The sequence below is a fragment of the Nonomuraea sp. SYSU D8015 genome, assembly GCF_008065375.1.
Lineage (GTDB): Bacteria > Actinomycetota > Actinomycetes > Streptosporangiales > Streptosporangiaceae > Nonomuraea.
In genome coordinates, this window is the sequence record NZ_VJYI01000005.1 from 65,217 (window position 1) to 79,363 (window position 14,147).

The 14,147-nt window shown below is 70.7% G+C and carries 16 protein-coding genes; 9 read left to right on the plus strand and 7 right to left on the minus strand.

Annotation, left to right across the window (positions count from 1 at the left end):
- Positions 1-32: 32 nt before the first annotated feature.
- Positions 33-1,043: a helix-turn-helix transcriptional regulator gene (locus ID574_RS22770; RefSeq protein WP_188190978.1), complete on the minus strand. Its 1,011-nt coding sequence runs from the start codon at positions 1,041-1,043 to the stop codon at positions 33-35.
- A 507-nt stretch (positions 1,044-1,550) separates the two neighbouring features.
- Here ID574_RS22770 and guaB point away from each other — a divergent pair.
- Positions 1,551-3,032, plus strand: coding sequence for an IMP dehydrogenase (gene guaB, locus ID574_RS22775; RefSeq protein WP_188190979.1), 1,482 nt, complete (start codon positions 1,551-1,553; stop codon positions 3,030-3,032).
- A 4-nt stretch (positions 3,033-3,036) separates the two neighbouring features.
- The gene (locus ID574_RS22780; RefSeq protein WP_188190980.1) at positions 3,037-4,158 is read left to right on the plus strand and encodes a GuaB3 family IMP dehydrogenase-related protein; all 1,122 of its coding nucleotides are present in this window, start codon (positions 3,037-3,039) and stop codon (positions 4,156-4,158) included.
- Positions 4,159-4,195: 37 nt separating this feature from the next.
- On the opposite strand, the gene ID574_RS22785 is transcribed toward ID574_RS22780, so the two are convergent.
- Entirely contained in the window at positions 4,196-4,843 is a 648-nt protein-coding gene (locus tag ID574_RS22785; RefSeq protein WP_188190981.1) for a Uma2 family endonuclease, read from the minus strand.
- A 159-nt stretch (positions 4,844-5,002) separates the two neighbouring features.
- Between ID574_RS22785 and ID574_RS22790 the strand changes: the two genes are divergently transcribed.
- The 3 genes from ID574_RS22790 to ID574_RS22800 all read left to right on the plus strand — a co-directional run bounded on the left by ID574_RS22790 (position 5,003) and on the right by ID574_RS22800 (position 6,879).
- A complete protein-coding gene (locus ID574_RS22790) occupies positions 5,003-5,245 on the plus strand; it encodes a hypothetical protein (protein ID WP_188190982.1) in 243 nt (80 codons plus the stop codon).
- Between the two features lie 8 nt (positions 5,246-5,253).
- Positions 5,254-6,543 (plus strand): RNA polymerase sigma factor, encoded by a 1,290-nt coding sequence (locus tag ID574_RS22795; protein WP_188190983.1) that lies wholly within the window; start codon positions 5,254-5,256, stop codon positions 6,541-6,543.
- 126 nt (positions 6,544-6,669) lie between these two features.
- Positions 6,670-6,879 (plus strand): hypothetical protein, encoded by a 210-nt coding sequence (locus tag ID574_RS22800; protein ID WP_223166973.1) that lies wholly within the window; start codon positions 6,670-6,672, stop codon positions 6,877-6,879.
- Between the two features lie 39 nt (positions 6,880-6,918).
- Here the strand turns inward: ID574_RS22800 and ID574_RS22805 are convergent, their stop codons facing one another.
- Entirely contained in the window at positions 6,919-7,485 is a 567-nt protein-coding gene (locus ID574_RS22805) for a dihydrofolate reductase family protein (RefSeq protein ID WP_188190984.1), read from the minus strand.
- Positions 7,486-7,557: 72 nt separating this feature from the next.
- Between ID574_RS22805 and ID574_RS22810 the strand changes: the two genes are divergently transcribed.
- From ID574_RS22810 to ID574_RS22820, 3 genes are read left to right on the plus strand one after another with little or no spacing between them, the layout of a single operon-like run.
- Positions 7,558-8,130, plus strand: coding sequence for a TetR/AcrR family transcriptional regulator (locus ID574_RS22810; RefSeq protein ID WP_188190985.1), 573 nt, complete (start codon positions 7,558-7,560; stop codon positions 8,128-8,130).
- A gap of 9 nt (positions 8,131-8,139) precedes the next feature.
- The gene (locus tag ID574_RS22815; protein WP_188190986.1) at positions 8,140-8,916 is read left to right on the plus strand and encodes a phosphotransferase family protein; all 777 of its coding nucleotides are present in this window, start codon (positions 8,140-8,142) and stop codon (positions 8,914-8,916) included.
- Entirely contained in the window at positions 8,913-9,347 is a 435-nt protein-coding gene (locus tag ID574_RS22820) for a GNAT family N-acetyltransferase (protein WP_188190987.1), read from the plus strand. Before ID574_RS22815 ends, ID574_RS22820 begins: the two co-directional genes overlap by 4 nt.
- Here ID574_RS22820 and ID574_RS22825 read toward each other — a convergent pair.
- From ID574_RS22825 to ID574_RS22840, 4 genes are read right to left on the minus strand one after another with little or no spacing between them, the layout of a single operon-like run.
- A complete protein-coding gene (locus tag ID574_RS22825; RefSeq protein ID WP_188190988.1) occupies positions 9,337-10,161 on the minus strand; it encodes a class II fructose-bisphosphate aldolase in 825 nt (274 codons plus the stop codon). The genes ID574_RS22820 and ID574_RS22825 overlap by 11 nt on opposite strands.
- A gap of 11 nt (positions 10,162-10,172) precedes the next feature.
- Positions 10,173-11,246, minus strand: coding sequence for a 1-phosphofructokinase family hexose kinase (locus ID574_RS22830; protein ID WP_188190989.1), 1,074 nt, complete (start codon positions 11,244-11,246; stop codon positions 10,173-10,175).
- Positions 11,243-12,379, minus strand: a complete 1,137-nt coding sequence (gene nagA, locus ID574_RS22835) for an N-acetylglucosamine-6-phosphate deacetylase (protein WP_188190990.1) — start codon at positions 12,377-12,379, stop codon at positions 11,243-11,245. The genes ID574_RS22830 and nagA overlap by 4 nt, the downstream gene beginning before the upstream one ends.
- Positions 12,376-13,248 carry an SIS domain-containing protein gene (locus ID574_RS22840; RefSeq protein WP_223166974.1) on the minus strand — a complete coding sequence of 291 codons (873 nt, stop codon included), beginning with the start codon at positions 13,246-13,248 and terminating at the stop codon, positions 12,376-12,378. Before ID574_RS22840 ends, nagA begins: the two co-directional genes overlap by 4 nt.
- Positions 13,249-13,375: 127 nt before the next feature.
- Here ID574_RS22840 and ID574_RS22845 point away from each other — a divergent pair, with 127 nt between their 5' ends.
- Entirely contained in the window at positions 13,376-14,146 is a 771-nt protein-coding gene (locus ID574_RS22845) for a DeoR/GlpR family DNA-binding transcription regulator (RefSeq protein ID WP_188190992.1), read from the plus strand.
- Position 14,147: the final 1 nt, after the last annotated feature.

Here is a 14,147-nt window from a genome sequence, read left to right on the forward strand (position 1 = left end):
CATATGACCGATGCGGCCCCAGCGGTGAGTATCTAACTCAGCCATCCACGCCGGGCGGCCTCCACACCCGCGTGGAAGCGCGACTGCGTGCCCAGCTCCGCCATGGCGTCGGCGAACCTGGCGCGCACCGTGCGCACGGAGACGCCGAGCTGGCGGGCGATCGAGTCGTCGCACATGCCCTGCGCCGCCAGGCGCAGGACCTGCACCATCCCGTCGCTCCTGCGGCCCCAGGGGAGAGGCACGGCCCTGGCCCACAGCTCGTCGAAGAGCGAGCGGAGCACGCCGACGACGATCGGCGTGCGGACGACATAGAAGTTGTACGCGTGGTCGGGCAGATTGCCGCCCCAGAACGGGGGCAGGCCGGCGACCTCGTGCCCCGCGGTCATGAACCAGCTCGGCACCCGGCGCAGCGTGCGTACCTTGCCGCCGGACTCGATGAGCTGGGTCAGTTGGTCGCGAACGCCGGGCAGCGTGAGCGTGTTGACCGGGATGACGGCGCGAACCGTGAGGAGTTTTCGTTTTTGCGCATCAATCCAAGGATCCGCAAATTTACGGGCAAAATCGGTCATGGTGCGCTCGTCCGGAACTGCGGTCAGTAATTCCATTCCGGGCGACTGTACGGCCATGCCGACGACGCTTTCGTAGAGTACGTCCGCCCCGTTCACCATCTCCACCGTGAACGGTCCGCTCTGGTAGTCCCGGCCGGCGTCGTAGTCGCGGATGAGACCGCGGATCGAGCCGAGCGCCGAGTCGATCATGCGGCTCTCCTCGGCCAGCCGGTCGAGGCGCTCGGCGATCACCCGGCCGAGGGCCGCGGCCGGATGCCGGGCCAGGTATTCCCCGGACTGCTCGTCGACCACCCCCAGTTTGACGAGGTCGTCGAGCTGGCGGCCGACCTTCTCCTCCGGCCCGTCCATGACCTGCGCGAGGTCGGTGCGCGTGGCCCTGTGCAGGCGCAGGATCGCGGAGTAGAGCGCGCGCTGGGCCGGGTCGAGACCCAGTGTCTCGAAGGGGTCTGACCTGGTGCGGGAGTCGTTGCGCATTGTGTGCGGCTCCGTTGGGGGAACACGGGCGTGCCGCGAGAATAACGCCGCAATACGCCCGTGTCCCCTTCTTGCGCGGACTCACAGCTTCCCGGATGCAACTTCGTGCAATTGCACGTTTTCACATTGCGATGTGCCGTTGAGTAACGCAGGATTTACTTAGCGTCGGCATCGAGCACATGGTGTGGCTGCACCGCCCATCAGGACGCGGAGGGGGGTTCGGTGGTGCGTAGCGCCGCCACGCCGGATGCCGGTGGCCGGGGGATGGGACGGATCACCGACCGTCTCATCCCCCGGCACTTTTGATGCCGGGAGTACGACGGGCCGTGGGGGTCATCGTCCTCCCGGCATCACGCGAGGGAGTGCCGTCGTCTGGAGGAGGAGCGACGGGGGAAGGCGGCGGCGTCTGGCGACCGAGCCGCCTCACGCAGTGAGGCCATAAGCACGCCGTTTGGAGGCAGGCCCTAGACTTGGCTCAATCAAAGCAACGGCAGAGGGGGCCGCAGCATGGGCAAGTTCACCGAGACCGGGCTGACCTTCGACGACGTGCTGCTGGTTCCTGCCTATTCGGACATGCAGCCAGGAGAGGCCGACACCCGATCCCGCCTGTCCCGCGGCATCTCGCTGTCCATCCCGCTGGTCTCCGCGGCCATGGACACCGTCACCGAGGCGCGCATGGCGGTCGCCATGGCCAGGCAGGGCGGCATCGGCGTCCTCCACCGCAACCTGTCGGTCGACGAGCAGGCCCAGCAGGTCGACCTGGTCAAGCGGTCCGAGGCGGGCATGGTGACCAACCCGGTGACCTGCAGCCCGGACGACACGCTGGCCGACGTCGAGCGGCTGTGCGCGACGTACCGGATCTCGGGTGTGCCCGTGACCGACGTGTCCGGCACGCTCGTCGGCATCGTGACCAACCGCGACATGCGCTTCGAGACCGACCAGTCGCGGCCCGTACGCGAGGTCATGACCAAGATGCCGCTCGTCACCGCCCCGGTCGGGGTGTCGCGCGACGAGGCGTTCACCCTCCTCAGGCACAACAAGATCGAGAAGCTGCCGCTGGTCGACGCCGACGGCAGGCTCCGCGGTCTGATCACGGTCAAAGACTTCACCAAGAGCGAGCAATATCCGCTGGCCACCAAAGACGCCGACGGCCGCCTGCTCGTGGGCGCGGCCGTGGGGGTCGGCGGCGACGCCGAGCTGCGTGCCAAGACGCTGATCGAGGCCGGGGTCGACGTGGTGGTCGTGGACGTGGCCCACGGGCACTCCAAGGGGCTGGCCGACATGATCGGCAAGATCAAGGCCAACAGCAAGGTCGAGGTCATCGGCGGCAACATCGCGACCAGGGCGGGCGCGCAGATGCTGGTCGACGCCGGCGCCGACGCCGTCAAGGTGGGCGTCGGCCCGGGCTCGATCTGCACCACCCGGGTGGTGGCCGGCGTGGGCGCGCCGCAGGTCACGGCCATCCACGAGGCGTCCAAGGCGTGTGCGCCCGCGGGCATCCCGGTCATCGGCGACGGTGGCCTGCAATACTCCGGCGACATCGTCAAGGCCATCGCGGCCGGCGCCGACACGGTCATGCTGGGCTCGCTGCTCGCCGGCTGCGAGGAGTCGCCCGGTGAGCTGATCTTCATCAACGGCAAGCAGTTCAAGTCGTACCGCGGCATGGGCTCGCTGGGCGCGGTGCGCAACCGCGAGCGCGGCGGCCAGTCGTTCAGCAAAGACCGCTACGCCCAGGCCGACATCGGGGGCGAGGACAAATACATCCCCGAGGGCATCGAGGGGCAGGTGCCCTACCGCGGCCCGGTCGCGGCCGTCGCGCACCAGCTCGTGGGCGGGCTGCGCCAGGGCATGTGGTACGCCGGGTGCCGCACGATCGAGCAGATGCACACCGACTGCGAGCTCATGCCGATCACTGCGGCGGGCCTCAAGGAGAGCCACCCCCACGACATCCAGATGACCGTGGAAGCTCCGAACTATCACAGAAGGTAAGTCCATGACTCAGCAGGTGGAGATCGGCCGGGGGAAGACCGGGCGGCGGGCGTACGCGCTTGACGAGATCGGCCTGGTGCCCTCGCGGCGCACCCGTGACCCGGAGGAGGTCTCGATCTCCTGGCAGATCGACGCCTACCGGTTCGAGCTGCCCGTGGTCGTCGCGCCCATGGACAGCGTGGTGTCGCCGGCCACCGCGATCGAGATCGGCCGCCTCGGCGGCCTGGCCCCGCTCGACCTCGAAGGGCTGTGGACGCGCTTCGAAGATCCGCGACCGCTCCTGGAGGAGTGCGCCGCCCTCGACGCGGCGGCGGCCACCAAGCGCCTGCAGGAGATCTACGCGGCGCCGATCCAGGAAGACCTGATCGGGCGGCGCATCGAGGAGATCCGGGCCTCCGGGGTGACGACGGCCGTGCGGCTGTCGCCGCAGCGCACGGTCCAATACCACAAGGCCGTGATCGACGCGGGCGTCGACATCTTCGTCATCCGCGGCACCACCGTCTCCGCCGAGCACGTCTCGGGGCGGGCCGAGCCGCTCAACCTCAAGCAGTTCATCTACGAGCTCGACGTGCCGGTCATCGTGGGCGGCTGCGCCACGTACACCGCCGCTCTCCACCTGATGCGCACGGGCGCGGCGGGCGTGCTGGTCGGCTTCGGCGGCGGCGCCTCGCACACCACGCGCAACGTGCTGGGGGTGGCGGTGCCGATGGCCACCGCGATCTCTGACGTGGCGGCGGCACGCAGGGACTACATGGACGAGTCGGGCGGCCGCTACGTTCACGTGATCGCCGACGGCGGCATGGGCACGTCCGGCGACATCGCCAAGGCGATCGCCTGCGGGGCCGACGCCGTGATGGTGGGCTCGCCGCTGGCGCGGGCGGTCGAGGCGCCCGGGCACGGGTTCCACTGGGGGTCGGAGGCGCACCACCCGGATCTGCCGAGGGGGCGGCGGGTCGAGTTCGGGACCGTGGGGACGCTGGAGCAGATCCTGCACGGGCCGTCGAGCGTGGCGGACGGGTCGATGAACCTGATGGGAGCCTTGAAGCGGACCATGGCCTCGACCGGCTACTCCGACATCAAGGAGTTCCAGCGGGTCGAGGTCGTCGTGGCACCGATCCAGCGCTGACCCCTGGCCAAGCCCTTCCGAGGGCTGGCCAGGGAGGTCAGCCCCAGGGCTTCCAGTCGTCCGTGGGAATCTCGATCCCGATCGGGTCAGGCAAAGTGATCGCCTCGCCGAGGCTCCAGCTTGCCTCGTGGAGGTAGGCGGCGGAGGCCTGGTCGGGGATCGAGTAGAGGATGATCCGCGAGACGGCCGGGTCGAGGTCGATGAGGAGGCAGTAGGGGATCTCGGCACGCGCGTATCCGCACCACTTGCCCCTGCCCGCCTGCTTGCCGGTTGGGGGACGGTCCCGCTTCGCAGTCGAGGGGGATGTCACTTCGACCACCATTTCGGCTTGGTCGGTGACCAGATGGAGGGGGTCGAGGTTCCACGAGTCCTTCCAGATGTCGGCGTCCAGGACCATCAGATCCGGGATGTAGCCGTTCTGCTCGGCGACGAAGTCCAGCCCGTTGCCGAAGATACTTCTCCAGCGGTAGGACGGATCCTTGATAAGCGCCTCATGGATGAGGTTGTTGATCTGCGTGCAGATGCCGTTGTGGCGGAACCGGGGGGCGGGGGACACGACGATCTCTCCATCGATGATTTCGACTCGGGTGCCGTCGTATGGGATGTGGAGATAGTCCTGGAGCTCGCCGTCAGCCCACATCTGATAGGGCGAGCTGGGCAGGTCGAAGCGGAGCTCCTCTGGCAATCTAGCGACAGCAGTCACCTTATGTGATTCCTCCCTCACGATCAGCTCCCGTCATCGTAGAGACTCCCATCACTCACTGTACTTGTGATGCTGCGAGCCGTTGCCTATGTCCCTTATTTCGCATCGTGCCGCTTGATCCAGACGCGTAATGTTCTGGCTATGGAATCCCTTGAGGAGAGGGTCGCACGGCTTGAGCAGCAGGTGGCGATCCTTCAGCGGTATCTCGGCATCGACCCCGCCCTCCCCGTCGGCGACGGCCCCTTCCTGCCGCTGGCCTTCTACGAGGCCTTGCGCAGGGGCAAGATGATCCACGCCATCAAGATCTACCGGGAACAGACCGGGGCCTCGTTGCGCGAGGCCAAGGACAGGGTCGAAGCGATGGCGCGCAACCAGCAGCGGTAGGCGGTTCCATGCCCGGCGTCGAGCGTGTGTTCCGAGAGGAGTACGGCCGGGCCGTGGCCGTGCTCGTGCGGGCCTTCGGGGACATCGACGTGGCCGAGGAGGCCGTGCAGGAGGCGTTCGCGGTCGCGGTGCGGCGGTGGCCGGAGGACGGGGTGCCGCCGAGCCCCGCGGGGTGGATCATCACGACCGCCCGCAACCGGGCCATCGACCGCCTGCGCAGGGAGGCGGCGCGGCAGGGCAAGCACGCGCAGGCCGCGTTGCTCCAGGTCGGCGACCCGCCGCAGGAGGAGGGGCCGGTGCGCGACGACCGGCTGCGGCTGATCTTCACCTGCTGCCATCCGGCGCTCGCCACCCCGGCTCGGGTCGCGTTGACACTGCGGTTGCTCGGCGGGCTGACCACGGCGGAGATCGCGCGGGCGTTCCTGGTGCCCGAGCCCACCATGGCGCAGCGGCTGGTCCGGGCCAAGAACAAGATCCGCGCCGCGAAGATCCCCTACCGGGTGCCGGACGAGAACGATCTCCCCGCCCGGCTGCGGTCGGTGCTGGCCGTGGTGTATCTGATCTTCAACGAGGGGTACACCGCCAGTTCGGGCGATCGGCTCGTCCGGGCGGAGCTCTGCGCGGAGGCCATCAGGCTCGGCCGGCTGCTGGCGCAGCTCATGCCTGACGAGCCCGAGGTCATGGGCTTGCTCGCGCTCATGCTGCTCATCGAGGCGCGGCAGGCCGCCCGCACCGGGCCGGAGGGCGAGCTGGTGCCGCTGGCCGAGCAGGACCGGGGGCTGTGGGACCGCGGGCTCATCGAGGAGGGGCAGGCTCTCGTACGGCAATGCCTGCGGCTCGACCGGCCCGCCCCGTACCAGATCCAGGCCGCGATCAACGCCGTGCACAGCGACGCGCCGACCGCGGCGGACACCGACTGGAAGCAGATCATGGCGCTCTACGATCTGCTGCTGACGCTCGATCCCAGCCCGGTGGTGGCCCTGCACAGGGCGGTGGCGGTCGCCGAGGTGGAGGGGCCGGAGAAGGCGTTGGCGCTGGTCGACGGGCTCGACGTGGCGGGCTACCACCTGTTCCACGCCGTACGGGCCGATCTGCTCCGGCGGCTGGGGCGGCGTGCGGAGGCGGCCGAGGCGTACGAGGCGGCGATCGCCCGTGCGGGAAACGAGGTCGAGCGCGAATACCTGCGGAGCAGGCGAGGGAGTGCCGTCGCCTGGAGGAGCGGCGGGAGCGCAGCGACCAGCGCGGGGGAAGGCGGCGGCGTGTGGCGACCGAGCCCGCCTCGCGGAGTGAGGCCATGAACACGTGCGGGGTAGCGATGGCGGGCCGGGTGTGCGTGGTCACGAGGGCCAACCGGGGATCGGTCTGGAGGTGGCCCGGCAGCTGGACGTCTCGGCCAGGCGTCGGTCGACGCGTTCGCCCGCGACGTGTCTCATGGGCGGGTCGACGCACCGCTGCCCCTGCTGCGGGCCGGGCGGCACGGTCCGTATGCCCCGGCTGGGTGGCGACCGACATGGGGCGGCCCCGGCGGGCGGCCGGTCGCCGAGGGGGCGAGGAGCCTGTTGTGGGCCGCCGACGTGCCCGGCGACGGGCCGGCCGGCGGCTTCTTCCGCGACAGCCGGCCCATCTCCTGGTGATGGCGGGCCCTGGCCGCTCTTCCCATGCACGAGACGGGCTTAGCGGGTGTAGTTCAGCACGAGGGCTCCGTTGCTGAACGAGCGGTGGGCGGTGAGGGTGAAGACCGTCGGGTCGAACCGCCCGTGGAAGGCCGCGATGCCCTCCCCGGCCACCACGGGGTAGACCTTGATGATCAGTTCGTCGATCTCCGGCAGGAGCTGGGCGGCCAGGTTGCCACCGCCGCACAGGTAGATGTCCAGCCCGTCCTCCTGTTTGAGCCGGCGCACCAGGCCGACGGGGTCTCCGGGGACCAGCTCCACGGCCGGGTCGTCGATGCTCTTGATGGTGGTGGAGACGACGTACTGGCGCAGGTGGGCGTACGGGCTGGTGTAGCCCTCTGCCAGGCCCGGCTCGTACGTGCCGCGGCCCATGATCACGGTGTCGAAGCGCTTGTTCGGCGCGTCGAAGCCGATCCGGTCGCGGACCGTGGTGGGGACGGTCTCCGGGTATTCGCCGTTGATGTACGCGGCCATGTCGTCGCCCAGCGGGTAGAAGTCGAACTCACCGTTCGGGCCCGCGATGTAGCCGTCGAGGGAGCTGGCGACGAAGTAGACGAGCTTTCGCATACGGATCGACTCCTTTGAAGCACTATGATTGAAGTGGTTTGAAAGTAGTACTACAAATGGAGTGGTGTCAAGGTGGTCAGACAGAATGCCGCCCGGCGGGCGGCGCTGGTCGATGCCGCGATCGAGGTGCTGGCCAGGGAAGGGGCCCGCGGGCTGACATTCCGGGCGGTGGACGCGCAGGCCGAGGTGCCCACCGGCACGGCCTCCAACTACTTCTCCAGCCGCGACGACCTGCTCACGCAGGCAGGCGGCCGGATCTACGAACGGCTGCAGCCGGACGCCGCCACCATCGCCGCCAGCCTGTCAGGCCCGCGCGACCGCGATCGGGTGACGCAGCTCATGAAGGAGCTGGTCGATCGTGTCTCGTCGTTCCGTTCGGGTTACCTGGCGCTGCTGGAGCTGCGGCTGGAGGCCACCAGGCGGCCGGGCCTGCGGGCCGTGCTGACCGAGCGCATCCGCGCCGACGTCGACGCCAACGTGCGCTACCACCTCGAGTCCGGCCTCCCCGGCGACGCCACCACCGTGGTGCTGCTCTACCTGGCGATGAACTGGCTGATCGTCGAACGGCTCACGCTGCCGGACGTGTTCGGCGAAGCGGAGATCCACAACATCGTGACCAGCGCTGTGGATCGCCTGCTGCCATAGCATGCCTCCGTGGGCGATCTTCTACACACGCACGAGGTGGCATTCGAGGGCGACGTCGTCACCAAACGCTACGTGGACGGCAAACAGGGCGGGGCGGAGCGCGAATGGCGGGCGCTGCACCTGCTGGCCGAGCATGCCCCGGGCACGGCACCGGAGCCGATCGCGTTCGAGGCCGGCGTGGTGTCGATGACCAGGATCGACGGGGTGTCACTGCGCGGGCGTGACGTAGGCGCCGCCCAGGCTACGGCCCTGGTCGAGGCGATCGGCGAGCTCCACGCGGCGGTGCCGCGGCCGGTCGTCGAGAGCGTTCCGGTGCGTCCGTGGCAGCGCGAGGCGATCTGCGACTGGGTGCTCCAGCGGGCCACAGCCTGGCAGCCGCGGGACCCGCTGGCGGACCGGGTCGTGAAGGAGGGCCTGCGGTGGCTGGAGAGCTGGACGCCCGGTGAGTCGGGAGTGCGGCCGGTGTTCGGGGCCGGCGACGGCAACTTGGCGAACTTCCTGTGGGACGGCGTCCGCGTCCGCAGGGTCGACTTCGAGGACTCGGGGCGCAGCGACCTGGCCTTCGAGCTGGCGGAGATGGCCGAGCACGTGTCGATGTGGGTGGAGGGCGAGGTACGGATCGCAGACCGGTTCGAGCTGAGCCCGCCCGAGGAGCGGCGGCTGGACGAGTGCCGCAAGGCCCACGCGCTGGTCTGGTTCTTCCTGCTGTCGCACGAGGGTCCCCGCAACCCGCCGGGGACCTTCCGGCGACAGGTCGAGCGGGTGCTGGCAACATTGGGCGCATGAGACTGGCGACGGCCGAGGACAAGCAGGCCGTGGAGCGGCTGGTCCACGACGCCTACGAGCCGTGGATCGAGGTCATCGGCATGCGGCCGGTGCCCATGGACGCCGACTACGGCGCGCTCATCGCGGCCGGGCGGGTGCACGTCACCGACGACCTGCAGGGGCTGATCGTGCTCGTGCCGCAGGACGACGTCCTGTTCGTCGACAACGTCGCGGTGCGGCCCGAGAGCCACGGCAAGGGCATCGGGCGCCGGCTGCTGGCGTACGCGGAAGAGGAGGCGCGCAGGCTGGAACTGCCCGCATTGTCCCTCTTCACGAACGTCAAGATGGCCTCGAACATCGCCCTCTACACCTCGCTCGGCTATGTCGAGACCGGCCGGGTGGGGGTGAAGGGCCGCTCCGCCGTGATGATGCGTAAAGAGCTCAGCCCGTGAGCACGCCGAGCAGGTGCGTGACCTCGCGGGCCACCGCGTCGCGCCCGGCCTTGACGTATTTGCGGGGGTCGACGACGCGCTGGTCGTGGGCCAGGTAGTCGCGCACGGCGCCGGTGAACGCCTTGTTCAGGTGAGTCGCGATGTTGATCTTCTTCATGCCGTTCCGCACGGCCGCGCGCAGCACGTCGTCCGGCACCCCCGACGAGCCGTGCAGCACCAGCGGCACCGGCACGGCGGCCCGCAGCTCGGCGATGAGGTCGAGGTCGAGCACCGCGTCCTTGGTGGTCATCGCGTGGGAGGTGCCCACGGCCACGGCCAGCGCGTCCACGCCGGTCCTGGCCACGTAGTCGACCGCCTCGTGCGGTTTGGTACGGGCGCCGGGCGCGTGCACGCCGTCCTTGCCACCGACCTCGCCCAGCTCGGCCTCCACCCACACGCCGCGCTCGTGGCACCAGGCGGCCACCTCGGCGGTGGCGCGGACGTTCTCCTCGTCGGGCAGGGCCGAGGCGTCGTACATGACCGAGCCCAGCCCCAGCTCCACCGCCTCCGCCACGAGCCTCCGGTCGGTGGCGTGGTCGAGATGGACCGCGACCGGCACCTCCGCCCGCCTGGCGACGGCGAGCGCGGCCAGCGCGACCGGCTCGAGCGCGCCGTGGTAGCGCACGCAGTTTTCGCTGATCTGGAGCACGACCGGCAGGCCCAGCGCCTCGGCGCCGGCCACGATGGCGGAGGCGTGCTCCAACTGGATCACGTTGAACGCGCCCACCCCTGCGGGCGACTGGCGGACGATGTCGCCGATGGCGGCCAGGGGCATGATCTGCTCCTTCAGGTGATGACGATCTGCGGATGGACGGCGGCGTAGACGTCGCGGTCGAAGTCGCCGGCCACCGGTGCGGCCACGGCCGCCGCGCCCAGCGCCGCCGCCGTCCTGAGCCGCTCGGGCCAAGGCTGCGCCAGGCCCAGCGCCAGGCCCGCGACCAGCGCGTCGCCCGCTCCGGTCGGATTGCCCTGGATCGTGTACGGCATCCGCGCCCGGAACGTCCCCTCCCCGGTGACGGCCAGGAGCCCGTCGGCGCCCATGGACACCACCACGGCCTCCGCGCCCTGGCCGCGCAGCGCCTGCGCCCCTTCGCCGCCGGGGAAGGCCCTGGCCAGCTCCTCCGCATTGGGCTTGACCACGGCGGGGCGCCCCTTGGGCGCATGGCGCAGGGGGTCGCCGTCGGCGTCCACGATGACGGGCGCGTCGGTCAGGTCCGCGAGCGTGGCGTAGATGTCGGCGGGCACGCCGCGCGGCAGGCTCCCGGAGAGCACCACGACGTCGGCGTCGGACGCCAGGGACGTGTAGTGCCGCACGAAGTCCGCCAGTTCGCCGGGCGTGACCTCGGGGCCGGGCTCGTTGAACAACGCCGTGCGCCGGATCCCGGACACCCCGTACGGGGCTGATGTCCCTTGGGGAACGGGGGTGGGAGGCGTGGCTGGTGTCCCCTGGGGAGGGGAGGTGGGAGGCGGGGCCGTCGGCTCGTGGCCGGGCGTCCCCTGCGGAGCCGGTGCCGAGGGAACGTCGGGCGTCGCGTTCGGGCCGGGAGTTCCCTGGGGCGCCGGTGGGGTGTGGGTTTCGCAGACCGCCAGGGTGGTGCGGGAGTCGGCGGCGATGGGGAACAGGGCGGCAGGCAGGGCCGCCGCGCGCAGGTCGGCCTCGATCACCCGGCCGGTCGGACCGCCCGCCAGGCCGGTGACCAGCACGTCCTGCCCGAGCGCGGCCAGCACGCGGGCCACGTTGACGCCCTTGCCGCCCGCGCGCCGGTGCACGGCGCCGACCCGGTTGACCCCGTCCCAGTCGACGGACGGCACCTCGTAGGTCACGTCGAGCGCCAGGTTGAGCGTCACGGTGAGGATCATCGGGGCTCCGTGACCCAGACGCCGTCCTTCATCACCCCGGCCACCTCCAGCTCGTCGGAGAGCACCACCAGGTCGGCGGCCTTGCCGACGGCGATCGAGCCGATCCGGTCGGCCAGGCCCAGCACCCGCGCGGGCGTCAGCGAGGCGACCTGGACGGCGTCGGGCAGCGACATGCCGACCTCCCGCACGGCGCGGCGGAACGCCACGTCCATGGTCAGCGTGGAGCCGGCGATGGAGCCGCCCTCGACCAGCCGGGCCACGCCGTCGTCCACGCGCACCCGCATGGACCCGAGCACGTAGTCGCCGTCGCCCAGCCCGGCGGCCGACATCGCGTCCGTGACCAGCGCTGTCCTGCCGGGCCCCGCCACCTCGTACGCCAGCCGCAGCATGGCCGGATGCACGTGCACCCCGTCGTTGATCAGCTCGACGGTCACCCGCTCGTCGTCCAGCAGCGCCGCCACGGGCCCGGGCGCCCGGTGCCCGAGCGGCGGCATCGCGTTGTAGAGGTGGGTGGCCACGCTCGCGCCGGCCTCGATCCCGGCGATCGTCTGGTCGTAGTCGGCGTCGCTGTGACCGATCGCGGCGATCACGCCCTCAGCCACGGCCAGCCGGATCGTGGCGAGCGCGCCGGGCAGTTCGGGCGCGATGGTGAGCATGCGCACGTGGCCCCGCCCGGCCTTCACCAGCCCCGCGAACTCCTCCGGCGACGGCTCGCGCAGCATCGTCGGGTCGTGTGCGCCGCAGCGGCTCCTGGCGATGTAAGGGCCTTCGAAGTGGATGCCCGCCAGCAGCCCCTCGTCGCACAGCTCTGCCAGCGCCGCGGTGGCGCGGGCCAGCCCGTCGAGCGGGCCGGTGACCAGGCTGGCCATGGTGGTCGTGGTGCCGTGACGCCGGTGCAGCGCCACGGCGTCGCGGGCGCCGTCGAGCTCGCCGGTGGGGAAGGAGCCGCCCGCGCCGCCGTGGTTGTGGATGTCGACGAAGCCGGGGACGACGTGGCGCCCGCCCATGCTCTGGCCGGGGCTGGGGGCGGATCCGTGGCCGACGTGCGTGATGCGGCCGTCTTCGATGGTCAGCCACCCCTCGTGCACTCCCTCGGGAGTCACGATCCTGGCGTCGGCGAGAGTAAGGCTCATGAAGAAAGGATCACAGATCGCGTGAGGTGCATGGGCTCGTCGGGGTTGAGCCCGCGGGCGAAGGCCCGGGCGACGGCCACCCGCTGGGCGCGGATCAGCTCGGCCATCGGGTCGAGCCCGGTCTCGAAGAACGTCCCGCCGGTCTGCTCGACCTGCGCCCGCAGCCCGTCGGGCGCGGCGCCGAGCATCCAGGTGACGCGGCCGGGGGCGGCGATGCTGATCGGGCCGTGGCGGTATTCCATCGCCGGGTAGGCCTCCGTCCACGATCGGGACGCCTCGCGCATCTTCAGCGCCGCCTCCTGCGCCAGCCCGACCGACCAGCCGGTGCCGAGGAAGCTGAACTGCTCGGCCTCGACCAGCTCGCCGGGCAGCGGCGCGGCCACGGCCTCCTCGGCGTCGGCGACGGCCTGGGTGAGGTCCTCGCCGAGGCTCGCCCGCAGCAGGGCGAGCTGCGTGGTGGCGAACCTGGTCTGCACGACCGACCGCTCGTCGGCGTAGTCGAGCACGACGACCTCGTCGGCGGCCGTCATGATCGGGGTCGTGGGGTCGGCGGTGATGGCCGTGGTCTTCGCGGTGATGCTGGACAGCAGCTCCAGCACCTCGGTGGTGGTGCCGGAGCGGGTGAGCGCCAGCACGCGGTCGTAGCGGCGGCCGGCGGGGAACTCGGAGGCGGCGAAGGCGTCGGTCTCGCCCTGCCCGGCGCGCTCGCGCAGGGCCGCGTACGCCATCGCGATGAACCACGACGTGCCGCAGCCGACGACGGCGACCCGCTCGCCCTCGCGCGGCAGCAGGTCGGCGGGGACGCTCTCGACCGCCCGCCGCCAGCACGACGGCTGGGACGCGATCTCGTCCTCGGTGTGGGTGGTCACCCCATGCCTCCCATGATTGATTGTTTCTGTTGTTTTCATATCACAACAGCGCAGCAATGTGCAGTGGTGGCCCCAGGTCCACCTGTGTGCCACGCTTGCTCCTGACCGCATCCGCTAGGAGGCCTTCGTGTCCCGCTACGAACGCTGGAACGCCATCCTCGAGCTGCTCTCCCAGGAGGGCAGGCTGTCGGTCGAGGAGGCCGCCCAGGCGCTCGAGGTCTCCACCGCGACGATCCGGCGGGACTTCGACCAGCTGGCCCAGCAGCAGATGCTCATGCGGACGCGGGGCGGCGCGGTCGCGCAGAGCGTGAGCTACGACCTGCCGCTGCGCTACAAGACGGCCAGGCACGCCGACGAGAAACACCGCATCGCGGCCGCGGCGGCCGAGTTCGTCACGCCGGGCGCCGTGGTGGGGCTCAACGGCGGCACGACGACCTCCGAGCTGGCCCGCACCCTGGCCACGCTGCCCACGCTGGAAAGCGGGTTCACGATCGTCACGAACGCGCTCAACATCGCCGCCGAGCTGACCGTCCGCCCGCACGTCAAGATCGTGGTGACCGGCGGGGTGGCCAGGCCGCAGTCGTACGAGCTCATCGGGCCACTGGCGTCCGGGGTGCTGGAGCAGGTCACGCTGGACGTGGCGTTCCTGGGTGTGGACGGGCTCGACGTCGAGCTGGGCGCGTCGGCGCACCACGAGGGCGAGGCCAGCGTCAACAACCTGCTGATCAGCAGGGCCTCCCAGGTCGTCGTGGTGGCCGACTCGTCCAAGATCGGCAAGCGGGCGTTCTCCCGCATCTGCCCCATCGGCCAGATCGACACGCTGGTCACCGACTCACAGCTCTCCGACGCGCTCGCCGGTCAGCTCAGCGATGCGGGCATCAAGGTCGTACGCGCCTGAG